This window comes from Gimesia chilikensis, assembly GCF_007744075.1.
GTDB classification, from domain to species: Bacteria; Planctomycetota; Planctomycetia; order Planctomycetales; family Planctomycetaceae; genus Gimesia; species Gimesia chilikensis_A.
Genome location: NZ_CP036266.1, coordinates 5,158,410 through 5,184,082 on the forward strand (window position 1 = coordinate 5,158,410; position 25,673 = coordinate 5,184,082).

General features: G+C 53.6%; 22 protein-coding genes. 11 read left to right on the forward strand and 11 right to left on the reverse strand.

From position 1 onward, the window contains the following. Positions 1–187: 187 nt before the first annotated feature. From HG66A1_RS19515 to HG66A1_RS19530, 4 genes are all read right to left on the reverse strand, one after another. On the reverse strand, positions 188–1,024 hold the full coding sequence (locus HG66A1_RS19515; protein ID WP_145187758.1) for a hypothetical protein: 837 nt from the start codon (positions 1,022–1,024) through the stop codon (positions 188–190). A 142-nt stretch (positions 1,025–1,166) separates the two neighbouring features. Beyond that, positions 1,167–4,652 (reverse strand): PVC-type heme-binding CxxCH protein, encoded by a 3,486-nt coding sequence (locus HG66A1_RS19520; protein ID WP_145187761.1) that lies wholly within the window; start codon positions 4,650–4,652, stop codon positions 1,167–1,169. A gap of 66 nt (positions 4,653–4,718) precedes the next feature. Further along, a complete protein-coding gene (locus HG66A1_RS19525; RefSeq protein WP_145187764.1) occupies positions 4,719–5,627 on the reverse strand; it encodes an SGNH/GDSL hydrolase family protein in 909 nt (302 codons plus the stop codon). A 173-nt stretch (positions 5,628–5,800) separates the two neighbouring features. Beyond that, positions 5,801–6,973, reverse strand: coding sequence for a serine/threonine-protein kinase (locus HG66A1_RS19530; protein WP_145187767.1), 1,173 nt, complete (start codon positions 6,971–6,973; stop codon positions 5,801–5,803). A 351-nt stretch (positions 6,974–7,324) separates the two neighbouring features. Here HG66A1_RS19530 and HG66A1_RS19535 point away from each other — a divergent pair, with 351 nt between their 5' ends. Further along, positions 7,325–7,735 carry a hypothetical protein gene (locus HG66A1_RS19535; RefSeq protein ID WP_145187769.1) on the forward strand — a complete coding sequence of 137 codons (411 nt, stop codon included), beginning with the start codon at positions 7,325–7,327 and terminating at the stop codon, positions 7,733–7,735. A gap of 16 nt (positions 7,736–7,751) precedes the next feature. Here the strand turns inward: HG66A1_RS19535 and HG66A1_RS19540 are convergent, their stop codons facing one another. The 5 genes from HG66A1_RS19540 to HG66A1_RS19560 all read right to left on the reverse strand — a co-directional run bounded on the left by HG66A1_RS19540 (position 7,752) and on the right by HG66A1_RS19560 (position 15,347). Beyond that, a complete protein-coding gene (locus HG66A1_RS19540; RefSeq protein ID WP_145187772.1) occupies positions 7,752–9,749 on the reverse strand; it encodes an ATP-dependent DNA helicase in 1,998 nt (665 codons plus the stop codon). Between the two features lie 60 nt (positions 9,750–9,809). After that, complete coding sequence (locus HG66A1_RS19545; RefSeq protein WP_145187775.1) at positions 9,810–11,531, reverse strand: SpoIIE family protein phosphatase; 1,722 nt, start codon at positions 11,529–11,531, stop codon at positions 9,810–9,812. 195 nt (positions 11,532–11,726) lie between these two features. Beyond that, on the reverse strand, positions 11,727–13,430 hold the full coding sequence (locus HG66A1_RS19550) for a serine/threonine protein kinase (RefSeq protein WP_145187778.1): 1,704 nt from the start codon (positions 13,428–13,430) through the stop codon (positions 11,727–11,729). A gap of 161 nt (positions 13,431–13,591) precedes the next feature. Continuing rightward, complete coding sequence (locus tag HG66A1_RS19555) at positions 13,592–14,707, reverse strand: pyridoxal phosphate-dependent aminotransferase (RefSeq protein ID WP_145187781.1); 1,116 nt, start codon at positions 14,705–14,707, stop codon at positions 13,592–13,594. Between the two features lie 100 nt (positions 14,708–14,807). After that, positions 14,808–15,347, reverse strand: coding sequence for an NUDIX hydrolase (locus HG66A1_RS19560; protein WP_145193844.1), 540 nt, complete (start codon positions 15,345–15,347; stop codon positions 14,808–14,810). 404 nt (positions 15,348–15,751) lie between these two features. Between HG66A1_RS19560 and HG66A1_RS19565 the strand changes: the two genes are divergently transcribed. Then, positions 15,752–17,470 (forward strand): SMP-30/gluconolactonase/LRE family protein, encoded by a 1,719-nt coding sequence (locus HG66A1_RS19565; RefSeq protein WP_145187784.1) that lies wholly within the window; start codon positions 15,752–15,754, stop codon positions 17,468–17,470. A gap of 37 nt (positions 17,471–17,507) precedes the next feature. Here the strand turns inward: HG66A1_RS19565 and HG66A1_RS19570 are convergent, their stop codons facing one another. After that, positions 17,508–17,999 carry a hypothetical protein gene (locus HG66A1_RS19570; RefSeq protein ID WP_145187787.1) on the reverse strand — a complete coding sequence of 164 codons (492 nt, stop codon included), beginning with the start codon at positions 17,997–17,999 and terminating at the stop codon, positions 17,508–17,510. A 298-nt stretch (positions 18,000–18,297) separates the two neighbouring features. Between HG66A1_RS19570 and HG66A1_RS19575 the strand changes: the two genes are divergently transcribed. After that, a complete protein-coding gene (locus HG66A1_RS19575; protein ID WP_145187790.1) occupies positions 18,298–18,981 on the forward strand; it encodes a uracil-DNA glycosylase in 684 nt (227 codons plus the stop codon). Positions 18,982–18,992: 11 nt separating this feature from the next. On the opposite strand, the gene HG66A1_RS19580 is transcribed toward HG66A1_RS19575, so the two are convergent. Further along, complete coding sequence (locus HG66A1_RS19580) at positions 18,993–19,862, reverse strand: formyltransferase family protein (RefSeq protein WP_145187794.1); 870 nt, start codon at positions 19,860–19,862, stop codon at positions 18,993–18,995. A 616-nt stretch (positions 19,863–20,478) separates the two neighbouring features. Between HG66A1_RS19580 and HG66A1_RS19585 the strand changes: the two genes are divergently transcribed. The 8 genes from HG66A1_RS19585 to HG66A1_RS19620 all read left to right on the forward strand — a co-directional run bounded on the left by HG66A1_RS19585 (position 20,479) and on the right by HG66A1_RS19620 (position 25,514). Beyond that, the gene (locus HG66A1_RS19585; protein ID WP_145042046.1) at positions 20,479–20,808 is read left to right on the forward strand and encodes a hypothetical protein; all 330 of its coding nucleotides are present in this window, start codon (positions 20,479–20,481) and stop codon (positions 20,806–20,808) included. Between the two features lie 594 nt (positions 20,809–21,402). Beyond that, entirely contained in the window at positions 21,403–21,741 is a 339-nt protein-coding gene (locus HG66A1_RS19590; RefSeq protein WP_145187797.1) for a hypothetical protein, read from the forward strand. Positions 21,742–21,824: 83 nt separating this feature from the next. Further along, positions 21,825–22,160, forward strand: coding sequence for a hypothetical protein (locus tag HG66A1_RS19595; protein ID WP_145187800.1), 336 nt, complete (start codon positions 21,825–21,827; stop codon positions 22,158–22,160). Positions 22,161–22,861: 701 nt separating this feature from the next. Beyond that, entirely contained in the window at positions 22,862–23,191 is a 330-nt protein-coding gene (locus tag HG66A1_RS19600) for a hypothetical protein (RefSeq protein ID WP_145187803.1), read from the forward strand. Between the two features lie 68 nt (positions 23,192–23,259). Continuing rightward, the gene (locus HG66A1_RS19605; protein ID WP_145187806.1) at positions 23,260–23,595 is read left to right on the forward strand and encodes a Flp family type IVb pilin; all 336 of its coding nucleotides are present in this window, start codon (positions 23,260–23,262) and stop codon (positions 23,593–23,595) included. 62 nt (positions 23,596–23,657) lie between these two features. Next, positions 23,658–23,981: a hypothetical protein gene (locus HG66A1_RS19610; RefSeq protein WP_145187809.1), complete on the forward strand. Its 324-nt coding sequence runs from the start codon at positions 23,658–23,660 to the stop codon at positions 23,979–23,981. 788 nt (positions 23,982–24,769) lie between these two features. Then, positions 24,770–25,099, forward strand: coding sequence for a hypothetical protein (locus HG66A1_RS19615; protein ID WP_145042051.1), 330 nt, complete (start codon positions 24,770–24,772; stop codon positions 25,097–25,099). 76 nt (positions 25,100–25,175) lie between these two features. Next, a complete protein-coding gene (locus HG66A1_RS19620) occupies positions 25,176–25,514 on the forward strand; it encodes a Flp family type IVb pilin (protein WP_145187812.1) in 339 nt (112 codons plus the stop codon). The last annotated feature ends 159 nt before the right edge of the window (positions 25,515–25,673 follow it).

Sequence of the window (25,673 nt, forward strand, 5' to 3'; positions counted from 1 at the left end):
GCTTTCCCTGTCTTAATAGACTGAAACCGGCGCCGTTCTCTTGCGTTAATAAATCCCCGACGGCCTCCTGCTGCCTCGGTTCATCATAACCGCAATCACACTGAAATGAAAATGTAAAACGCACTCGCGTTTTACAGTTCACGCGAGGGCGCTTAACCGGCTTCTGGATCAGGAAGGTTGTCAGACATCAATCTTTAATCCGCAATTTGTCGCGTTCATAAAACTGGTCGAAACTGTTGATGCCACTATGGATATTCAGGTGGACTTTCACCTTGCCGTCGTCGGCCACTTCCACCACTTTACCAGGTTGCCAGTTGACGTTCATATGCAGCGCCTGTATGTCATCCCCGGGAGACAGACTCGTCCAACTGGTGACTGCAGAATAACCGGGGGAACTGGCCCCGGCCTGCAGGGACTTTTTCCGCATCTCTGACTGGGCTTCCATCAAAGCAAACCGGGCATCCTGGAATACCTCAGCCATAATCGGACGCAGGCTCGGATTTTTCATGATCCGCTCCGTCTCCTGTTTGATACGAGCATCGAGATCCTTATTCAATGACATGAACCGATCTCTCAATTCCCTGTCTTCTTCCGGGGTGACTTTCTGGCTTTTATCCTTTCTAAGGTCATTGGCTTCCTGCATGGTTTCGGCTATCTGCACAGTCAGGTCCTTCATGCTTTCTCCGGCTGATCGGGCACTGGCTTCGTCTCTGATCGAGGCCAGCAGATCAGCCTGCTCCTCTTTGATCGCGATCACACGATTCAGCAGCCGCTCCTGGGCACTCGGTAGCCCCAATGACTTACCGATCCCCTTCCAGTCCATCATGAAGATCCCGATCAGTAGCACGATCCCCGCCGCGGCGAACAGTCCGATCCTCAGCAGCAAAATCTGATTCTTCTTCGAAGATTTTTTCTTTTTTCCACTCGAACCCGAACGCTTCTTGCGCCGGCGGGGCATCTGGGGATCTGATTCGGAGGTGCTCTGGGGACGGCGACGACGACGGCGAGGGGGCTGGGTACTCACGGCAGGTAACCTGACATCAGGAGGAACTATGAACTGAAAGTGACATGTTGGCGCACCCTCAGTATATACGCCCGTTACCTCTCGTCAATCATTGAAATGATCCACGTTGATTCAATTCACACTTTAATCACACAACCAGATCTCACTTCCCGCCCACAATCTGTACCTGTGCCGGAGAGTCTTTCGCGTCCTCGACCTCCAGTCGCAGTACATCCCGTTCGGGCAGCAGTTCCACTGCAAACGTCAGAGTGTTGATGCCCTTCTGGAGTTCGACTTCGGTTTTCGGCTGGAGGGCAACCGGCTTTTCACCGATCCACAGCTTTAATCCATCGACCGAGTTGAACTTCAGAACCGCTTTGCCGGCCGTTGTGGCATCGAGCTCGCAGCGTAGAAACGCAGCGCCGCGGGCTCGCTTCGAAACGTGCAGTCGGCCGATCTCTTCCAGCTGGTCGAGGGGCAGATTCCCATCCACGCGACTGTAAGCCGGCTCCCAGACAAACGCCGGGTGGTCGGTCGCCGCGGTAGCATGCCGCGTTCTGCGGATCGCGTTCATTGCTTCGGGAGTATTCTTCATCACCCGCCAGCGACGCACCACGCGATCTTTACCAATCGTATATGCGTCTGTTTTACCCAGTTCAGACAGGAAACGAACCAGGTCAACCAGTTCCTGACGCGTCAGCTTGTCCAGAAGCCCCACGGGCATCAATGACGCCGCCGGCGTTTCATCATCGATCTGATCCAGGGGAACGTTCATCAGGTTGTCGTTGGCATCCCGCAGGACCAGTTGGCTGTCGGTCCGTCGCACCAGAACGCCCGAATGGACCTTCCCCTGCACGGTGACGACCGTCACCGCATTGTAATTCTCTTTGACCGCTTTATTCGGATCGAGCAGTGAATCGACAATGTAATCCGGCTGAGAGCTTCCCCCCAGGCTGATAATATCGGGACCGACCTTACCGCCGGCACCACCAATCGCGTGACATTTCAGACAAGACAGGTTCTCGCGGCGGAAGATCGCTTCCCCGCGCTGTGGATTTCCACTTGTCCGTATTTCCTTGATGAGTTGCGCCATCTCTTGCGGAGAGAGCTTGACTGGCTGCGGTGCTCCGCTGCTGGACAGCCCCCCTGCAGTAGCAATCGCTTTCTCCAGATTCGGGTTCCCCCGACCGGACGACTGCACCAGGCGGCTCAGCTGAATCGCAGCATCCTTGGAGATCGTTTTCCCTTTCAGAGCATTCACCAGAACGCCCACGCCTCCCTTCCGCTGCAGGAAGATATTCGCCACAGCCGACAGCTGCGCGGGAGCAGCATCACCGTTCATCAGGCTCACTGCCTGCGCTGCAGCCTGTTTGACGTTCACTTCGGCCAGCGCCGCGATGGCAGCAATCCGCAGATCCACCGAGGGATCGTTCTGGCTCAGATTAAGTAACAGCGTCTGGTTTTCCTTGCCTCCCAGGCGTGCCAGTGCGAACAGACTCGTGTTGCGGAGTCCGGCCTGTGTTTTCCCCGATTCAGCCAGTTCGCGAATCGGCGACTGCAATGATTCGATCTTCCACAGACCGGCACAATCGATGGCGGCCTGCTGCACGGCAGGATCTTTCGAACCGAACAGCTGCTGGAGTTTTCCGAGGTTCCCCGCGGGGCGGACTTTCCGTGTCTGAAATGCCTGGGCCAGTGCCCGCAAGATCGCTGCCTGCTGAGCCGGTTTCGTTTTCGCATCCAGGGCGTGGGCAAATAACTGCTGCAGGTCCTTGTCATTCCCGAACTTCGCCATCAGGTTCAGACCGCTCTGCAGCTGACTGTCCGGCATCTGTCCCGCTTTAATCAGCTTTGTGATCACCGGAGTCACTTCGGGAGAATTGATCGCTGTCAGGGCAAAGGTCAGCTTCCGTGGATCTTTCTGCAGATCGGATTTCCCTTCCAGCACCTGCGGCAGCCAGATCTCACGGGTTTCACGGGTGGTCAGCCAGAGTGCATAATCCAGAAACTCATCCACGGGATGATTGAGTGCCTGGTACGCATCGTTGAGCACACCAGGCTGATTGTAGGCCGAGAGTGCCCGTATCGCTTCCAGCCTGACCCGGGGATGCTTGTCATTCGCCAGGGGTGCGATCAAGGCGTAGGTGTCAGGCACTTCGTCTTTCCATTCCTTCGCTACACGAACGGCGGCTGCCCGGGCACGTCCGTCTTTCGCCTGCAGACAGGCCTTGAGCAACTCGGGCTGCGGGCTGCTGATGCACTCGGCTACCCAGAGACCTTCCAGACGATTGTGTTCATACTGAGAGTCCTGTGGATCGAGCTTGCTCAGCCAGGTTTTCAGTTCCCCTTCGACTTTCGCGCGGCCCCGTTCCCGCAGCACATTCTTGGCATTCTGACGGGTCCACGCTTCCGGTGCTTTGAGATACTCGAGCAGTTCCTCAGTCGAGGCGCCTACCAGGTTCGGACGGGGCAGTGTCGGTTTGCCTTTGTAAGTCACGCGCCAGATACGACCATGTGTATGATCGCGACGTGGATCGCGGAAGTCGACTTCACCATGTTGAATGATCGGGTTGTACCAGTCGGCAATGTAGATCGCACCGTCGGGTCCCATCTTGACGTCAATCGGACGAAAGGCGACGTGATCGGTTTTAATCAGCTCGACCTGTTCGCGCGAAACATAACCTGATTCACTTTCGGTCACGACAAACCGGCAGACGCGATGTCCGCGGAAGTCGTTGGTGATCATATTCCCCTGCCAGTCCTCGGGGAGGTGGCGCCCACTCAGAATTTCCAGGCCACAATGTTTGGGACTTCCGGGATTGAGACCTTTCAGAATTCGATCCATGCCGACCGCCGTCACGAACGCAGCGCCGGGAAACGTGTAGTTGATCCCTTCACCATAAGCACCGTCGGTACAGAACGACTGCCCCCAGCGATCAAAGTGATGTCCCCAGCTGTTGACCATCCCCCGCATGACCACTTCCAGATCCATCGACTCGGGGCGGTACTTCCAGATGCCACCACCATTGAGGCGACGCACACCGTAAGGAGTTTCAATGTGACTGTGAATATAAATTGACTGATTGAAATACAGGTGCCCGCCCGGCCCATAGCGAAGGGTGTGCACAATATGGTGTGTATCCTCGGTACCGAAACCGGTCAGCTCAGTTTTGCGGACATCCGCCTTACCATCTCCGTCCGTGTCTTTCAGATGCAGCAGTTCAGTGCTGTTGCCGACATAAGCACCGCCGTCGCCCGGCATCACGGCCGTGGGAATCAGCAGACCGTCGGCGAATACCGTCGTCTTATCTGCAACGCCGTCTCCATCTTTATCTTCGACGACCAGAATCTTGTCGTTGGCCTTTTCACCCGGTTTGATATGCGGATAAATTTCCGATGAAGCAATCCAGAGCCGTCCCTGTGGGTCAAAGTTCATCTGAATCGGTTTGGCGATCTGCGGATCGGCGGCATACAGGTTCACTTCGAAACCTTCCGCGACTTTGAACGACTTACGTTCCAGTTCCGGATCGGGAGGCGGGATATCGGTCAGGTCCCGTTGCGCCCAGGCACGGGTACCAGTCAACAGAGTCAGCAGACAGGCAAAACAGACGACAATGCGAGGCAGAAATAGTACGGCTGATTTTATCACAGAAACGATCCTTTAGAGATCAGATGAATCAAATAAGAAAAAACTGAAGACAGAGAGCTCAAGCAGCTACTTGGAGACCAGACTGTGTATCTCCGCTTCGTTCTTTTCAATCAGAGGAATGAACTGCGGCAGTTCTTTGGCATTCTGCCCCTGCTCATGTTTGCGGAACCCCAACAGATAAGTAATGTTCTGCGGGCGCCAGTTGTAGAAATACTGGCGGTTCTTCTCAAAGGTTAAATCACGCACCTGCTGATCGACGTCACGCGTGAGTGTGATAGGCTGTAATCCCAGGTCGGCCGCGATAATCTCGGCTGCCTTCTGGTAACCCGCATCTGTCAGGTGGATACTGTTCGTCGTCCACTTCAGTCCCGGGTCTCCAGCTGGTTCGGGAATCAACTGATTGTATAGATCGACAAAATAATAATTGCCTTTGTGGGCGATCTGCTGCAACGAATCAGCATAAACCTTGAGATCCCGATTGTGTTCCGCGGGATCGGGCAGAGGTGCTCCCTGGTTTTCGTAACGATGGGGAGAGACGATGAGAATCTTCGCTTCGGTGGACTTCAGATCGGTCAACAGTTTATGCAGCTGATTCTCAAAAGCGGGCAGCCCCTTTTCGCCAGCGAACGCTTCATTGCCGCCATAACCCAGCACGATCAATGTTGGTTTGAGTTCTTCAATCTGCTTGATCATCCGCTGGTAACCGACAGCCGGGGGATCAAAGATGCCGCGCGAATCGGCCCAGACCGTGTCACCACTCCAGCCCAGGTTCCGGAAAGAGAGTTTCGCTTCCGGAAAGCTGCGTAAAAACACGCTTTCCCAGCGGCCGAATTTCTGGGCCCGCTCGATCATCGTATTGCCCAGGAAGATCACGCGATCACCTGATTTCAATTTGAGTGGGGGCGGGGCTGCATCAGCCACTTGTGTTATCAGGCAGATACAGAGGAGCAGGCAGGGAATGAGTCGCTGTTTCACGGAGTACCTCGATCGATGCTAAGGGGTCAATATATTTATTACGTTAAAATAGCAGCATCCGCGGGGTACGGCAAATCAGGAATCTCGAATTTTAAACGGGATTCTTCAATCTCAGAGCAGCTGAGAGAGGGATCTTTTATTAGCTTTGTAAATTATCAGCAGCAATTCTGCATTCAGGATTTGAGTGAAAAATCCGGATCATCGTCGCCATCCCAGGCGCGAGTGGTGAACACAGTCGTACCGGGATCGCCGGCAGGTTGGGTCGACTCGAAATAGTCGGTTTCAACTTCTTCGATCCAGAGCCGCAATTCATTTTCATAATCACTCGGCAGATCACTTTTCACCAGCAATCGATGAAATTCCGCGGCACCATCTTCTCCCAGTTCTGCTGCTTCCGCACTGGGAAAGCGTTCTGCAGGATCGGGGTGCACGAGGCGGTGAATGAGCTTCATCAAAGGTTCACTCAACGCGAACTCCTCCGCAGGAAACCATTGGGGCAACTGCTGCAGAATATTCTGTTTCGCTTTGACCAGTTGAGCGTACTTGAGATTCGCAAACGGCTGAAAACCGGTGATGACTTCAATCAGAATGTAACCCAGGCTGGCCAGATCGGATTGGGCGGTCGCCCGACTGCCGGAGAGTACTTCAGGAGCCGCATACGTAGGCGTACAGGCATGGTTCTCCGGGAGGTTATTTAAATCGATGGCGGATCCGATATCGATGATCTTGGCGTTTCCGCTGCGTTTAAGCATGATGTTCGCCGGTTTCATATCGCAGTGAATAATTTCATTGCGATGCAGGGCAGCGAGTGCAGCCAGACACTCGCGGAGAATAGCCACCGCGACACCCGGCTTAAGCCGCGGCTGCTGCACACCACGGGTGAAGACATTGTTATTCAATGTCCTCCAGCGACGGCGGGTAACCTGTTCCCGAATCTGTTTGAACGTGGCGGGAGTGAGCAGGCTCCGCAAGTCGTAGCCATCGACCCACTCCATCTCCATGATATAAATTTCGTTCCGCTTCACGAAATTCTGCACGGCAACCAGGTGATTTTCCTGAACGCGTGCCACGCGTGCGGCGACCTGCGACAGTCGCGCCATTTCGCTCTGATAGGCAGTACAGTCGGCATACCGCTTAGGGGAGAAGAGCTTGAGTGCTACCGGAATGCTGAACCCGTCTGCACCTTCTCGCGCGCTCAGGTAAACGACACCCTGTCCTCCAATCCCCAGGCAGCGTGAAAACTGGCGCTGGTTCCGCCACTCGAGACAATTATTGTCGAGTAACTGTCGATACTGTTTCTCCAGTTCAGAGATCGTTGCGGATTTTGCAGAATCGTGATCGGTCAATGGAAATCCAGATAGTCAGAGAAAGGAGGGCTTTCCCGTTTCCTCTTGATGAGGGAAAACGTCCACAGTGAACTAAACCCTGATTGTAGTCGGTCACTGATTATTTGATATCGCCAAAAATTAGTTTTCTGACGAGGAATAAAAAAAATGTTGCTTTTTAGATTCGAACTGATAAACAATAGAGGTGCAGGGAACATTGAAATCAGTTGGTTTCGGTACTGTCGCCGCGCATGACGCATCAATCTCTGATTGAACTTTGTGACTGACAGGAAACCCACGACCGGGTTCAAACTACTGCTGAAACCGGTTCTCGATTTCAACCGTTTTAAGAATTGTTCAAGGAGCAGGACAATGATTGCAACCATAAAAAATTCCTTAACCCCGCAATCGATTTCTCAAATCATTGATGATGTCAGCACTCCCCTGGAGACCGGTGACGGATGCTGGAAAGTGGAGTACCACAAACGCATCCTGTTTTTAATCGTCGATGAGATCCACGACCGGGTCCGCATCATGACGCCGATTATCAAAGAAGAGGATCTGGACGAAGAGGACCTCTGGGACGTAATGGAAGCCAATTTCGACCGTTCCCTCGACGCGCGTTACGCCATCGGCGACGGCGTGCTCTGGTCCCTGTTCCTGCACCCTCTGACCGACCTGAGTCGCAACCTGTTTATGGATGGACTGGACCAGGTGGTCACACTTGCCAATAACTTCGGCGGTTCCTTCTGCAGCAGCGATATCGTCTTCGGCTCAGAATAACAAACCGCCACCGCGTTCAGTCATCCCGGTCGATAATCACGGTGCAATCCGGGAGGCTCTCCAGAAACTTCTGACCATAACGCTTGGTCCGCACCCGCGGGTCCAGAATTACGACCTGCCCCTGATCGTTGGCAGTCCGAATCAGACGACCGAATCCCTGCTTCAGCTTAATGATCGCCTCCGGAATCTGATAATCCATGAACGGATTGCCTCCCCGATTCCGAATCGCTTCGACTCGGGCTTCCAATAGAGGATGATCGGGCACGCTGAAGGGCAGCTTGGTGATAATCACATTGGTCAACGCATCGCCGGGCACGTCGATCCCCTGCCAGAAACTGTCGGTCCCGAACAGCACGCCGCGGGGATTATTGCGGAACCGCTCCAGCATCAGGGAACGGGGCAATCCTTCCCCTTGCAGATACAAAGCCAGGTTATGATCCTGCAGCCAGCCTGAAATCTGGTCGGCACAATTCTTCATCATCTTGTAGCTGGTAAACAACGCAAAGGCATGGCCGTCGGTCTGTTCGAGATACTGTTTCAGTTTCTCGGTCACCGCACGCTCATACTCCGCCGGTGCTTCCCCGGGATCCGGCATCGGATCGGGCAGGATCAGTCGCACCTGCTCCCGATAATCGAAGGGACTCCCCAGCTTCAGTTCTTCACATTGATTGAGGCCCAGCCGCGATCGCGTAAAACTGAAATCCTGATCGCCGACCGCCAGGGTGGCACTCGTCAGAATCACTGTCTGCGCCTGGTTAAACAGTTCATCCCGCAACACCGGTCCCACGTCGATGGGCGCATTGACCATCTTGATACGCTGGTTGCGTCCGCGAGAGACTTCCACCCAGTAGACCGAATCGGCATCGGCCTGCTGCGTGAGCCAGCTCTGTAAGCCATCACCCAGTGCGGAACAGCGCTCGGCGGCCGACTGCAATTCGATCTTTTCTTCTTCGCTGTTCAAACGGAATGCGTATTCTGAAATCTGGGCAGCCAACAGCTTCATTTCGTGGGTAACCGTATTTTCGACCGGCGGCAACTGACGAATGCGACGGTTGGCCAGCCCCTGTCGGGACTGCCACTCCAGCAGATGATCGAACAGGTCCTCGACCATGAACCGCAGCCGCATCACATGCTGCTGGCAGTCGACCAGGTTGTGATGCATCAACAGCCCCTTCTGGGTCCGGTCGTTATACAGCTTGTTAAACAGGTAATCGAACTGACTGTTGGTAATTGAAAGCCCCAGGTGGTCCCCCGCGACCGCTTCAATGGTGTGCGCTTCGTCCAGAATCACCGTATCGTAATCGGGGAGAATACTGCTCCCCTCCCGGCGGATCGCCAGGTCTGAGAAAAACAGGGCATGATTCACTACCAGCACATCTGCATTCCAGACGCGGCGGCGGGCCCGGTAATAAAAGCATTCATTGTAAGTCGCACACCGTTTGCCCAGGCAGTTACCGTGTTCGCTCTGAATCTCGTCCCAGATTTTGGGATGCGGACGAAAATCCAGATCGGACCGGCTGCCATCGCTTGTCTTGCGTGACCACTGCGCGATCTGATCGAGCTGACTCAGTTCTTCTTCATTCGAGAACGTATTCCCGGCCCGCTCGACGGTCCCTTTCAGTCGACGCAGGCTGATGTAATTCGACCGCCCCTTTACCAGCACCGCAGAGAACTCTACCGGGAGCACGGCGTTCAGGAACGGGATATCGCGATTGATCAACTGTTCCTGCAGACTGATCGTATTGGTGGAGACAATCAGCCGTTTACGGTCTTTGCCCGTACGGGTCTCGTTCTGTCTGCAGGTCTCCAGGATCGCCGGTACGAGGTATGCGAAACTTTTGCCCACCCCGGTTCCCGCTTCCACCAGCAGGTGATGCTTCTCTTCCATCGCCCGTACGACGGCTTCGGCCATCTCCAGTTGCTCGGGGCGTTCCTCGTAATGGTCGAGCCGCCGGGCAACTTTGCCGTCCTTGCCGAGAATGGATAATACATCAGTAGTCAAAGCGGACCTCATCCGGTGAGTGGTTGAACGTGAGAGCGGAACATCCTGTTGGTGCGTGGCTCTGTCTCTGTTTTATGATTTGCGGCGGAAGCAGACAACGCACATGTCGTCCTTCTGCATCGAATCCTTGCGGAACGACTCCACATCCGAGAGCAGTCCCTTGACGAGGGGCTCGACTTCTTCAGGCGCCGATTTGAGATACTTGACCAGTCGATCCCGGTGATAGAGTCGGTTCTTCTGGTCCATGGCCTCGGTCACACCATCGGTATACAGCAAGAGTGTATCCCCTTTTTCCAGCGTGATCGTTTCCACATGGAACGTCTGCGTCTTCATCACGCCGAGCGGCATGCCTGACTTTTCCTGAGCCACCTGCTTCACGGTTCCGTCAGACGTCCGTCGCAACAACGGCGCCATATGACCGGCGTTGACAATTGAAACCGTATGCTTCTTCGGATCCAGCACCGCCAAAATGAATGTAATGAACCGCAGGCCCACACCACTGGAAGCGATTTCTGCATTCAGTTCGGCCAGTGCCTTGTCCGCTGCATTTCGGGAAAGCACATGATAGCGGGCCGAGGCATACAGGCGGGCCATCAGAATAGCTGCCGGAACCCCCTTACCTGCGACATCCCCCAGCGTCACCGCCAGCTTTCCGCCGGGCAGTTCGATGTAGTCGAAGTAATCGCCGCCGACACTCTGGGCTGATTCGTAAAAATCAAAGAACTCGTATTCCTTGTACTTCGGTCGGTTGTGCGGCAGCAACCCCAGCTGAATCTGGTGGGCAAACTCCAGGTCCCGCTCGATGTCCCGCTGCCGAACCAGGTCTTCGTGCAGCTTCGCATTGTCGACGGCGAGGCTCGCCTGCTGGGCAATCGCCACCATGACGTCCAGATCGTCCTTGTTGAACTGCTGACCGATATCGCGGGTCGCGATCTGAATCACGCCGAGCACATCCCCGGCCTGCGACATCAACGGCACGCACATCATGGAACGGATGCGAAGCGACGTGATGCTCTCGCTCATCTTGAAACGATCGTCTTCGACCGCGTCGGCACTCAGGATGGCCGAACCGCTCATGATCGCCTGGCGGACGATCGTCGTGCTGATGCGAATCGAATCTTCGTCTTCGCGACGACGGGCCTTCGTTGCTTTGACGATCAGCTTTTTGCGTTCCGGACTCTGCAGCATGATGAAGCCCTGGTCCGCCTGGGCAAATATCTTGAACAGACCGTCCAGGATACGCGGCAGTACGTCGTCCAGTTTCAAAGCCCGGCTGAGAATCTGGCTGATCTCCAGTACCGCGTGCAGTTTGACTTCGGGTTTGACGCTGATCCGCAGCTGGCTACTCGTATTCAGATCCAGCTGACTGATGATCGAGGACCCATCGAGAACACCTTCCGTCGTGCCATCATCGAGGGCCAGCTGCTGGTTTTCTTTCAGCGACCGATTGGTGACTTCCAGCGTCTGCTGGATCGCCGAATCGATAAAATCGGGGGACGGTTCATAATCGACGAGGAACTGCATCTGGATATCGCAGATGCTGATCGTATCGTTCTCGTGCAGTTCGGTCCGACCTTCGATGACCGTGCCGTTGAGCAGAGTGCCGTTGCGGCTGTGCAGGTCTTCCAGGTAATAGAAACCGTGGCTTTCCAGAATCTGGGCGTGGTAGCGGCTGACGGCGACATTATCGAGGACGATCTCACAATTGGGATGTCGCCCCATTATCACCCGTTCTCCGCTCAGCTCGATGATCTGTTCGGGAACTTTCCCTTTGAGTATCTGTAAAATCGCCACAGCTGTGCCCGACTCTGCTGAAATAGAACTGGTATTCTGGGTTGGTTGGAGCAGGAAATCCGAACCGGATTCGTGCTCAAACGTTGGTTGAGCTGCATTATAGAGTATCTGTCCAGAAATGACATCTCTACGGGAAACCGGATCATCCGGTAATTTAAGATCCTTTCCGAAATGGGCGAGCGCAACGAGTCTGACTCAGGGATTGAGCAGTTCTTCACCTTCGTTATTCATCTGTTCGAACAGTTTCCGGTAATCATCATTCTGGGTAACGCCGGGAGCACTCTGGTTGCGGGTCACGGTCAGATAAGCAATCTCAAACATTTCCCGGTCCAGATCATCCAGATGATCGCGAACGTGATTTTCCCAGGTGTTTTGTGAGTTGATGGGGTTCCCTTCCAGACTTTCCAGAGCCATCAGCCCGGCGTAGCCATTCGTCTGATAACGGGCCTGACCGGATGCCATCAGTTCCTCAAAAATCGGCCGGGCTTCGGCATACCGCCCCCCCTTGAGCATTAACAGCCCCAGTCGGATCTGTGCCAGAGGCTTGTAGATTTCATTCTCCGGGTAATACTCAATCACCGCTTTCCAGCCATCTTCGCTGTTGATGTTATCGTTCATCCGCATGGCCCGTAGATACTGCAGCATGGCGGAAGACTCTTTACCAATCGCCACCGCAGAACCATTGGCCTGGCCCTCAGCACTAACAACCGGCGCGTCCAGGGGATTCCCGGGTCGATTCACCCAGCCCACGGCGGCGGCAACGCCTCCCAGACAGAGTGAAGCCAGCACAAACGCGGCAATTTGTTTCTGTAACCCCTGATTTCCCTGGAACGGCAATCGGGACCGCCAGTCGCTTGCTTCGCTGCTGGAGGACTGCTCCGGTATCTTGCGGATCTCCTGCATCAGCTCGGTAGCATTGCCAGGACGTTTGTTCGGATCTTTCTCCATCATGCGATGCACGAGATCGCAGAGCTCTTCCGGCAGGTCGGGTCGGCGCTTCTTCAGGGATGGAGCTGCTTCATTCAGATGCTTCACGGCGATCGAAAGGGCGGTTTCCCCGTGAAAGGGGGGCCGACCACAGATCAAATGGTAACAGGTCACACCCAGCGAATAGATATCGCTCCGCTGGTCGAGTGCCTTGCCGTTGACCTGCTCCGGACTCATATACAGCGGCGTCCCCATCGTGGTGCCGACCTGGGTCAGATGGACCCGCTCATCAGACTGGGCAATCTGGGCCAGTCCGAAATCGGCCACCTTGATCAGCTTGCGGGACGTGATCATGATGTTCTCGGGTTTGATGTCCCGATGCACAATCCCCTTCTCCGCAGCAGCATGCAGGGCCGCGGTCACCTGTCGCATGATTTTGAGGATCAGCGCACAATCGGGGGGTGCGTTGCGGGCCAGGTATTCCTTGAGATTGATCCCCCGCACGTATTCCTGGGCAATATAATGCGTTCCCTCGAAATCGCCCGTCATATAAACCTGGACGATATTCGGGTGGGTGAGCCCCGCGGCCGCTTTCGCCTCGCGTTCGAAACGCCTGATGTGGGTCTCATCACTCATCAGTTCGCTGTGCATCACCTTGATGGCGGCTTCGCGTTTCAGAGAGACCTGTTCAGCCAGATACACGGTGGCCATTCCCCCCTGTCCGAGACGACGCAGGATTTTGAAATCCCCCAGTTGCCTGCCGACAAGATTGACCGAAGCAGTTTGGTTTTTCCCCGTTTGAGGCGTCGTCCCCGGTTGATAAACCGTGTCCTCACTCAGATCGGAGTCGTCCAGGTGCGCAAGCGGAGTGGATTCCCCTCCCTGCAGTTCAGCAGAGCGTGGAGAAGACTTTTCGCGTGCGGATCCGGCGGGAGCCCCAGGACCGTTTTTCTGCGGTTGATCGGAAGGCATAAGTCGTTGTCAGGCAGTATCGTAAGTCTATTCGGAAGGGAATGAGAGTCTCACACTCTCTCCATGATAGAGGTGATACCCTTTCAGGTATAGAGAAAGTTTTTATTTGTACAAAAAAACTTCCCCCACCCCTGATAACGACCTGTTTCCGGTCGGATGATTCAGCCCTTACTGTCTGCCAGACGATTCAGAATTTCCGCCCCGGCCTCCAGAACCGGATTTTCCTGGGCATAGGAGATCCGGAAATGCGTATCCTGATTACTGAACACATTGCCCGGTATGATCAGCAGGTTGTTCTTGATCGCTTCGGTGCAGAATTCGGTCCCCGTTCCCCATGGAGCTTTGACGAACATGTAGAACGCCCCCTGGGCACCGGCGATTTCGAACCGGTCCGAGAGCAGATCCCGCATCAGGTCCCGCTTTTCCTTGTATTCTTCCACGCGTCCCGAGATATCGTAGTCCAGCGCCGCCAGACCAGCCCACTGCACCGGATGCGGGGCACAGACGAACGTGTACTGCTGCAGCTTGATCATCTGCTGCGTCACGGCTTTGGGACCATGCACGAAGCCCAGCCGATGGCCGGTCATCGAATGCGACTTACTCATCCCGTCGATTACGATCACCTTCTCGTTATAAGCAGCCGGGCTCACAAACGGATCGTCGTAACAGAAGGAACGATAGATCTCGTCGCTGACCAGCGCGATGTTTTTTTCCGCCGCCAGTTCCGCCAGGGCCCGCACTTCCTCTTCCGAGGCAACGTGTCCGGTCGGATTGCTCGGACTGTTGAACAGGATCAGCTTCGTCTTGTCGGTGATCGCGGCCCGGACTTTTTCCACGTCGATCTTGAAATCCGGGTAAGTCTCGACAAACACCGGTTTGCCCCCCACCACGCGGGTCAGGTGCGTATACATTACGAAGTAAGGATCGAACACGATGACTTCATCGCCCGGGTTGACCAGGGCATTCAACACCAGCATCAATGCACCACTAGTGCCGCTGGAAATAAAGACCTGGCGATCCTCGTGATGATACATCTCATCCACCCGCGTCTGGATCTTTTCGATCAGCGGAGCGATCCCCTGTGTCTGGCTGTATGCGTTTTTCCCATCCCGGACTGCCTGACAGAGCGCGTCTTTGATCTCATCAGGAGTATCAAAGTGGGGCTGTCCGATGCTCAGGTTGATCGGATTTTTCATGTTCGCCGCCAGGTCAAACACCTTGCGAATTCCGGAGGCGTCAATCAGGTGCATCCGGTCGGCTATCCATTCTTCACTCATGGGAGTCTCATTCTATGATTAAAAAAGCAGATTCAAGAGGATCTGAAATGTTGGTCCGTCGCCATTATAGCTCATTTGTCTTGAGAATATAGCAAACGGCTCAGGAAGTCGTCGGCACATGTTTGGAGAGAAAATACAGGCCTGCATAAATTCGGGCATCGAGCAGGCAGCCGCGTGCTTCGGCCGCTTTAAGCCAGTCTTCGACTTCTGCAAACGGCACGGAATGCACGGTGATATTCTCCGATTCATCGCCGCCTCCCTCTGCGACCTGCTCCAGATCGAGGGCCAGGAAAAAATGAACCGCTTCGTCGGTCAAGCCGGCCGATGAGACCGTCGATCCGAGTGAAATGATTCGCCCCGCTGCATAACCGGTCTCTTCTTCCAGTTCCCGGAGTGCCGCGGTTTCCAGCAGTTCGTCCTCCTGACCTGCGATGTCACCCGCCAGTCCCGCCGGGAATTCAATCACTGGCGAATTTACGGGGGGACGAAACTGTTCGATCAGAATCACCCGGTAATCCCGGGTCAACGGGAACAGGCAGACCACTCCTGTCGCATTGGCACGTTGCACAAATTCCCAGCGTCCCCGCTTGATCAACCTCAAAAAACGGGTTTCGATCAAAGTCTGGTCGGTCTCACTCATACTGATTTGTTCTTTCTGCTCTCCAGCCTGAATCTCTGTGAACACGCGCGGGTTTCTTGAGGGGAACCCGAGCATTCTCATGGATAACGATTGATCTGTTTCCTCAAATTTCTGAGAATGAACAGACTCACGTTGATTCCAGTATACCAATCCCGAGGTACCTGTTTGATGCTCAACAGACGACAAAGGTTCGCTTCCCTGTCCCGGCCGTGTGTGCTCTCGATTGTAGGAGTCGCGCCCGCTTTTTTCCACAGTCCCGCAACCCGGGGCTGATCGGAACAGGAAGCCTGGTCCCGCAGCGCATCGCTGACAGGGACTGGTGACCATTGCGTCTCGACTGACCATCGATCCACTTCCGCCAGCCAGGAACCTCAATCCGTTTCACTTTCGATCAGGAAACATCAATGAAACAGCTCGCCCTTGCCCTGCTCTCTGTACTTTTCGTGCAGATCACGCTCTTTGCTGAAGAATCTGTCATCGATACGTCGTCCCCGCTGGAGACGATTGCGACCGAATTCGAACTCGCCGATGGTCCCGCCTGGGATGGACGCGGCACACTGTACTTCCCTGATGTTAAAGCAGGCAAGTTGTATCGCTATCAGCCCCGCACCGGTAAAGTCCAGGTCTTCCTGAACGACGCCGGCCGGATCAGCGCCAGCTTTTATGATCATGGCAAGCTTTACCTCTCAGATAACGGCAACAGCCAGATCTCAGTTCTGGAAGGCAAACAGAAGAAACGCATCAATGGACAGCCGAATGATGTCAAGCCGCCCCGTCGCCCGAACGATCTGGTCGTGGATCAGACCGGTGGCATCTACTACACACTCACCGGCTCGGGTGAAGTCATCTGGATTTCACCGGAAGGCAAACAGTCGGTCGCCATTAAGGAAATCAAAACGCCCAACGGAATCACCCTTTCCCCCGATGGTCAGACACTCTATGTCGCTGCATACGTCCCCAAAGAGATCTGGGCTTACGATGTAACGAAGCCGGGCGAAGTCAAAAACGGACGCCTGTTTGCCAAAATGGATGATGGCCCCGACAAAGGTGCCGACGGGATGACCATCGACCGCGCCGGAAACGTCTACTGTGCCGGTGCTGCCGACATCTGGATCTGGAATCCTGAAGGTAAACTGCTGGGAAAAATCCATACGCCCACCCGCCCCATCAACTGCACTTTCGGCGATCAGGACATGCGGTCGCTCTATATCACCGGCTTTGGTGGACTCTATCGTCAGCGCATGAACGCCTATGGCTGCATGCCCGAACCGGAAGTTTCAGCCAATAGCGGTAACCGCCCCTCCACGGTCGTACCGGATTCAGTCACGCCACACCTGAATGTGGTCTACGGTCAGGCCGGACCGCGGAAGCTGCTCGCAGATATTTTTGTGCCCCAGACCGGTAAAGGTCCTTTTCCCGCAGTCGTTGTCGTACACGGGGGTGGCTGGCTCAACGGAGATAAAACCAAGTTCCGGGCCCTGGCGATCGCCCTGGCTGAACGGGGTTATGTCACGATGGCCGTGGGTTATCGACTGGGACATGAAGCAAAGTTCCCCGCTGGAATTCAGGACTGTAACGCTGCCGTCCGTTTTCTCAGAGCGGAAGCAGCTAAGTACCACGTCAATCCTCAGCAGATCGGTGCCGTCGGCGGTTCCGCAGGCGGACATCTGGTCGGGCTGATGGCAGCGGCACCGCACGTCAAAGCGCTCCAGGGCGATGCCGGCTATGCTGACCGGTCTTCTCAATTACAGGCCGCCATCGTGATGGCAGGGCCGATGATGATGGCCTCCGGTTCGGTCGCCGAACGTTCGCGCAAGGACCCAAAGAAATCCAATTCTAATCAGTGGCTGGGCAAAACGATTGATGAAGCGCCTGAGCTTTACGAACTCAGCGATGCCTACCTGCATCTTTCCCGGCAGACACCACCACTGCTGTTTATGACCGGGGAGTTTGACAACCCCGAGCGCAACGCTCCCTCACGGGAAAAGCTCAAAACAGCCGGGGTACCGACGGGCATTAAGGTCTACCCCAAGGGTAAGCACGGCTGCTGGAACCAGCTTCCCTGGTTCAATGACATGGTCGCCGATATGGACCAGTTCTTCCAGCAGCATCTGCAGCAGTAATCAGTTCGAGCGAATAGAAGGAGAGAACAGGTAAACGTTATTTGTTCTCTTCTTCATCGTCTTCGTCGAATTCATACTCATCGTCGGCAAAGTCGAACTCGCTGTCAGCCGCATCGTCGAATTCACTGTCACTGAAGTCGTCCATTTCGTCGACTTCCATATCATCGCCGGAGGCCATCAGGTCGTCGTCGTCATCAGCGAATTCGTCTTCTTCAAACTCGTCTGAGATTTCGGCTCCGGAATCAGATACCAGCTCTTCGTCGTCTTCCTCTTCATCAACCAGATCCGACTCTGGCTCGTCCTTCGCCTTACTCTTCGACTTGCCTGCCCCCTTGGGTCCGAAGATCAGGGCACCAACGGGCATCAGCGTCAGCATGGCACTCATCAGCAGTGTCAGGCCGGCCACTCCCAGCAGTGTCGTCGACATGGCTTCCGCATGATTCAGAAATGCCATCACCAGCATGTACGTTAACAAGGCACCGGGAATTGCGGCTATCAATGACATCAAAGGGAGTTGAAGTTTCGACACAATCGCTGTTCCTGAAAGGGGCATATTCAAATGCAGAAAATCAAACGCGCCGTACCCGCCACTGTCTGAGACAGGCAGGCACCGCACTGTGATACTATCGTAAAGAGGCTTTCGACGGTTTTTCAAGCCTCGATTTTAAAATGTTCTCTTTAAATATAGAGTCCCGTTTGACGGCATTACCCGTTTACTGCTATTGATGATCTATCGCTGCCGCATTTGATCGTTGCGGCGGGAATAATCAGTACGATCCCCCTAACCTGTACCCGAACCATTGATCAGCAGTCAGACGAGAAGCCGGATGTCGAAAACCAAGTGGAACCAGTTAAACCGGAACATCACCAATTGCGACCTCTGCGATCGCCTGCGGACCCATTGTCTGAAAATCGCGGCTGAAAAACGGAAAGCTTTTCTCGACTGGGACTACTGGGGCAAACCGGTCCCTAATTTTGGTGATTCACAGGCCGAACTGCTGATTGTCGGCCTGGCCCCCGCAGCCCATGGTGCCAACCGGACCGGCCGCATGTTTACCGGCGATCGCAGTGGGGACTGGCTGTACCGCGCCCTGCATAAAGCAGGCTTTGCGACGCAGCCCGAAGCGGTCAGCAGTGATGACGGACTGGAACTGATCAACTGCGCGATCACCGCCACCTGCCACTGTGCGCCGCCCGCGAATAAACCGACGCGCGAAGAGATTGAAAACTGTCACCCCTGGCTGGAACAGACGGTCGACATGCTTCCCGTCAAAGTCTTTCTCGCTCTGGGACAGATCGGCTGGAAAGCGGTCCTCGACTTCAAAAAACGCCAGGACAGGCTGCCGGGCAAACGACCTGCATTCGGGCACGGAGCCGCGTATCAGTTTCCCGATGGTCACTGGCTCGTCGGCAGTTATCATCCCAGCCAGCAGAATACGTTTACCGGCCGTCTGACAGAGCCGATGTTCGACGACGTATTTGAACTGGTCAAATCAAAACTGAAAGACTGAACGTCCCCTGCTCAGTCTTTGCATGCCATCCCTACAACGCGATGGAAGTGCAGTTCCACCTCGCGATCCACGACCCGGCGAACTCCTTCGACCAGGCACTCGGGCTCATGTTCGGTCTCCCCGATCCGCTTGATCTCTTTCAGCGAAGTTCCCGGTGCCACCGTAAACGCGTTCTGATGAATGATCTGATTGCCCGCATCCAGTTCCGGAATGATGAAGTGAATCGTGGCCCCGAAGGTCAGCATGTGATGGCTGAATGCATCTTCATAAGGCTGGAAACCGGGATAGGACGGCAGCAGACCATGGTGCAGATTGATGATGCGGCCGCCGGCGAAACTCCAGCAGATCCCGGGGGGCAGCACTCGCATGTACCGGGCCAGGAGCACGTAATCAACTTCGTATGAATCGAACAGCGACACCATCTGATCGTAGTCCGGGTTCCCCCGCTCGTCGCCGATGTTATGAAAGTCCAGTCCATGCTCAGCCGCCAGCGACTGGCAACGATCCCGGTTGCCGATGATCACCGCCGGCTCTGCCTGGATGACGCCGGACTTGATCGCATCCAGAACCGCTGCAGCAGGTTCACTGCGATAAGTCGTACAGATCGCGATTCGGGGAGGACGATCGTGCTCGTCCCGCGCCCAGACGCGTAAGGTCAGCCCCTTCTGCGCACCGATCTGCATGATCCGTTCCCGAAGCACCGCGATCGGCTCCACATCAACGGGCCAGTCGATACGCAGCAGCATGGCAAACAGACGTTCTGAATCATGGTCATACATCTGGATTTCATGAATATTGGCCCCCACACCGGTCACATAGTGCACGATGGGATCTGCTAATCCGCGATTGTCCGGCCCGACGGCTGTGATAGTAACTTGCATGACTCTAACTGCTTTCCTGAATTCCCGGTTCTTTCAGACTCCGATTTAAATCGTTGGAATACCATCTTAAATGTATCCCACAGAGATCCTGCCCACCGCGATTTATCAAAGCCTGACTTAAAAACGTCCTGTTGCTCCTGAAATCATATTCAATTTACGGTTTTGTCGGAATTCTGAAACACGCTTTGTAAAGCCGTGTTCAGATCTCTTTACAAAAATCGCTGACCTCAACACTTCGCCTGCTCAATCCCGTCCTGTAGCTCGTCCCCTAAACTACGTATCTCTAACTGATTACAGCCTCCCCACTGACGGATGCCCCTTGCGATCCTCAAATCTGAAAGATCTGGCACGATCTCTGCAATCGTTACAACCGGTAAAGAGGTCAAGTTCAGAATAACTGTTTTCTTCCCTGTATCTGGATTTAGAACGAACCGGTAACAATCCAGTCCTGGGATGCAGACAGTTCCTGTCAGCAGATGCGATTCGACCCTCAATCGATTCGCTGCTGTCACCCCGGCTTCAGCCCCCGGGGCATTCCGAGCCGACTTCGATGTCTCTCCCGATTCCGAAAGGAATCAAAAACAATACTCTCTATCTCAACAGAGGAACTCAAACAATGTGGAAACAATTTTTAAATGACGAAGCTGGTTTCGTGATCTCTGCGGAACTGGTACTGGTACTGACCATCGCTGTTCTGGCCATGATTGTCGGCCTGAGCGAAGTTGCCGTCGCCGTGAACACTGAACTGAACGATATTTCAAACGCAATCGGAGCCCTTAATCAAAGCTATGCCTACACAGGTTTCCTGGGGAACGGCGGAAAATCAAAGAGCTATTACGCGGGTTCGCGATTTGAAGATGCTGTCGATGACTGCGACTTAAACACGACCTGTGACCTGGTTACGGGAGTTCAGTTTGTAACCGCCAGCGAAGCAACCATCAGATAAATCTGACTGAGTACGTTAAGCTTGAGAGCTGATCGAGACGGACACCGGGAGAGAACCTTCTCTTCCGGTGTTTGATTCCACAGACCGAATTTTCTGGAACGGCACATTTGTTGTTTTTTTGAAACACCATTTGTAAAGCCGTGTTTCAGATTCCTTACACTTCTTGCCCTCCCTTCCTGCTGAACATTGTCATGCCATCCGCAGTTTTCAGCGATAAACTGCAACAATAAAACGTGTTAGTAACAAGACTCCTTGTTTACGAGTTCTACTGTTTATAAAGATTCTGCCTTCGGCATGTCCTGTGCAAACATCATAACCCTGCATACAGGAAATTGTGTAATCGGACCTTTAGCAATAGAGGTTTGAGTCATCTAGTGAGTTCAGAGTGAACCGGTTCTCTGAATTTCAACATGCATGACAACCAGTTCCTGGCCATCAACGGTTTGGTACAGCCACTCGGGCTGTATTGATTCCCATTGGGCTTGTGCAGAAGTGGTTACGCACACGGCGTGACTGTTGTCTCTCACGATCATGATTTCTCGATCAGGATCGAAACAATCTCTTTACTCTCAAGTAAAAACAAGGAACTCTGACATGATGAATCAATTCTGGAATGACGAAGCTGGTTTCGTAATTTCTGCGGAACTCGTTCTCGTTCTCACCATCGCTGTGCTGGCCATGATCGTTGGTCTGAGCGAAGTTGCTGTTGCTGTTAACACTGAACTGAACGATATTTCAAATGCAATCGGCGCTCTGAACCAGAGCTATGCCTACACTGGTTTCGCAGGAACTGGTTCTGGCGGTGGAAAATCTAAGAGCTACTACGCCGGTTCTACTTTCTCAGACGCTACCGATGACTGCGACCTGAACACCACTTGCGATCTCGTAACTGGTGCTGGTGCTGTTTCCGCTTCTGAATCAACCACTCCGTAATTCGGATTCGGTTACATCAGTAAATCCAGGCTCTGTTCGGGACACTCCTGGGCAGAGCTTTTTTCATAAAGGGCCTGTCAAATATGAAAAACGTCTGGAATGACGAAGCTGGTTTCGTAATCTCTGCGGAACTCGTTCTCGTGCTGACCATCGCAGTACTGGCCATGATCGTCGGACTGAGTGAAGTCGCGGTTGCCGTGAACACGGAATTGAATGACATTTCCAATGCGATCGGCGCTCTGAATCAGAGCTATGCTTATACCGGCTTTGACAGTGTTTCACCTATCAGTGAAAAACAGAAAAGCTCTTACTCTGGTTCCAGCTTCATAGATGCTGTCGATGATTGTGACCTCAATACGACATGTGACCTGGTGACAGGCGTTACAGCCGTCACTGCTTCTGAAGCTACGACACCGTAATTTCAGATTAGATTTCTACAACTGATTCTGGCTCTGTTTGGGATGATCCTGGCTCCGTACGGGACATTCCCCGAACAGAGCCTTTTTTTATGGATAGTGGATTGATACATGAAATGAATATTAGACAAACCGGTAGTTGAAATCAGGGGAAACTGGTACAGACCCGCGAGGCCCGGGCGATCAGCGTGGGCCATGTTCAAGTCGTCGTCACGGTCTACAACCCGATCCCATGCTTTCTCTGAAAGCTGCGGTTCTCCGAACGGAAACCAGCGCTGCATGAGAAATCGTGCTGCCCGTTGCTGGAAAAGCGAAATCGATGCTGCGAATCGGATCCCCGCTTTTCAGATGTAATTGTGATTTTGACCTTTATTAAATGAGTGAACTGGTAACGCGCAGCACTGCCGTTTCCATTGCTGATTCTGCAAAGATCGCAGTTTCAGATTGTACAACAGACACAACTGACTCTGGCTCTATTTGGGATAGCCCCGACACCGCGCGGGACCATCCTGATTAGAGCCTTTTTTATTTGGCCATGCTGAAAATTCAGCGTGGTTCTGCAACTGCAAATTTCGCAGTCCGCTCCCATGGAGTCATGCGACTGCGCACTGAAACCTTGAGAGTGAGAGATCGAGAGAGTGTGCGTTTTTTTCAGGACTCCGCGCGGAGTCCATGCTGAACTGTTTTTTTGAAAGGGCTGAAAGATGAAAGCGTTATGGAATGAGGAACACGGATTTGTAATTTCTGCGGAACTGGTACTGGTGATGACCATCGCCGTGCTGGCCATGATCGTCGGACTCAGTGAAGTCGCGGTCGCGGTCAACACAGAACTGAATGACATCTCCAATGCCATCGGATCTCTGAACCAGAGTTACGCCTACACCGGATTCCTGGGAAGTGGCGGTAAAACCAAAAGTGGTTATACCGGATCCAGCTTCACGGATGCCACGGATGACTGCGACCTGAATACCACCTGTGATCTGGTGGGAGGCCTGCGCAGCGCGACACCGGAAAGTGGTGCTTCTCCCAAGTAGTTCCTGGAGAGTCGCTTTCCCGGACCTCGCGCCGGGTCCACTTTAAACATTCTTATTTAAAGGGCTGAATAATGAAAGCGTTATGGAAGGACGAACAAGGATTCGTAATTTCTGCGGAACTGGTACTGGTGATGACCATCGCCGTGCTGGCCATGATCGTCGGACTCAGTGAAGTCGCTGTCGCGGTCAACACAGAACTGAATGACATCTCCAATGCCATCGGGTCACTGAACCAGAGCTATGTCTACTCTGGATTCAGCAGTTTCGATGCTGCTTCTGAGAAGGAGAAAAGTTACTACCTGGGCTCCCGCTTCAGTGATTCCACGGATGACTGTGACCTGAACACGACTTGTGATCTGGTTGCGACAAGTCTCATCGGCTCTGAAGGTAGTAGCCGGGAATAGTTCGAGAGTTTTCGGATCCAGTCTGGGATCCATTTCTATTTAATTTTTGAAAGGGCTGAACAATGAAAGCGTTATGGAATGATGAGCATGGATTTGTAATTTCCGCGGAACTGGTACTGGTGATGACCATTGCCGTACTGGCCATGATCGTCGGACTCAGCGAAGTCGCGGTCGCAGTTAACACCGAGTTAAACGATGTCTCGAATGCCATCGGGTCACTGAACCAGAGCTACGCCTACACCGGGTTTCTGGGAAGTGGCGGTAAAATCAAAAGCGGGTACACCGGATCCCGTTTCACCGATGCGACTGATGATTGCGATCTGAATACCACTTGTGATCTGGTCGCGACCAGACTCACCACTTCAGAATCTGCCGGTGACCGATAGTCGCAGCGAGACAAGCTGAATAACTGGTACAGCCAGCATTACCCCTAAACTCGGGGCCCTGCAGCATTTACATCGACTGCAGGGGCCCGATGTTTAAAAAAAAACTCATCGTGTAGCCCCCTGGTTTTACAGAGTGTTCAGATCCATTGATAAATTCTGTTGCCGGAAAACAACCAATCGAACTTTTCCCGATCCGGATCTCATTTTGTGGCCGATTTCCCTAAACGGCCATTTGAACTACTGTTATAGCGATTACGCATTCGCGTTTCCTTCCCACCACCGCCCCTGCTGCCGTCTGGCAACATCCCCGTCCGTCCGATTCTGGCACACCTGCTGCGTTGAGTACTTCACGTAACCGAAACGAAAACAAAATTCATAACTGAAAAGAAACAATCGATTCGCAGCGTTGTGACCCGTGTTGAGGCTTCTTCAATTTCTTGCGACTTGTCCCCGAGAGAAGAAGAGAAGCAACTGCATTGCATGAAGGTGAGAGAGCATTCAATGCGTATGGTGTCCACGACATCATGACTGGGCTTCCTTTGCTCCGCGGGTCATAACGTGCGTTTTAACAATATTTTAAGTCTACAAATCTGCAGTTTGTGCCGTGAAATGCACCGGCCAGTGCATTCCACAACTGTGCCTGAGTGGAGCGTTGTCTCCGAATTGGGTCACGACCTGGTTATCGCGTCCGCTTTAGCCAGCAATTAGTCGCGGAAGGTTTTCCCCAGGGAGCCCCTTCTGCAAATCAGTCTCTCATTAAAAAGTTTAAAACCAAGGAACTCACTAGAATGTTAAATCAACTTTGGAACGATGAAGCAGGTTTCGTAATCTCAGCCGAACTGGTACTCGTACTGACCATCGCCGTTCTGGCTATGATCGTCGGCCTGAGCGAAGTCGCTGTTGCTGTCAACACTGAACTGAACGACATTTCAAACGCAATCGGATCTCTGAACCAGAGCTACGCCTACACCGGCTTCGCTGGAACTGGCGGAAAGAACAAAAGCCACTACGCTGGTTCTATGTTCAACGACGCTGTTGATGACTGTGACCTGAACACAACTTGTGACCTGGTTACCGGTACAACTGGTGTTACTGCTTCAGAAGGCGTAACTCCGTAATTTGATCTCTCATCAAAATTACACGCTCTGCCCGGATTCGTCCGGGCAGAGTTTTTTTTCGACAAGGGGATAAACCATGTTGCGGGCCTTATGGAAAGATGAGCGTGGATTTGTCATCTCAGCGGAACTGGTACTCGTGCTGACCATCGCTGTCCTGGCAATGATTGTGGGATTGAGTGAAGTCGCGGTCGCGGTCAACACGGAACTCAACGATGTTTCCAATGCGATTGGCGCTCTGAATCAGAGTTATGCTTATACCGGTTATGCGGCGACTGCCACTTGTGACGGTAAACACAAAAACTATGTTGCAGGCTCCCTGTTCAATGACAATGCAGATGACTGCGACTTGAATACGACCTGTGATCTGGTGACCGGCACCAATGCAGTGACGGCTTCCGAAAGCGTCACACCCTGATCTGTTCTGCTATCGAGCGAACATGAAATTCAGACACTCAGAACCGATGGAACGTCCAGCGGTTCTTTTTTTACGCTTCGTCCTGCTTACACTTTGTTTAAACTTTCTGTTCAACCCTGTTAACAGATTTCGAAATCCGTCCTGCGTGGCCTGACCGCG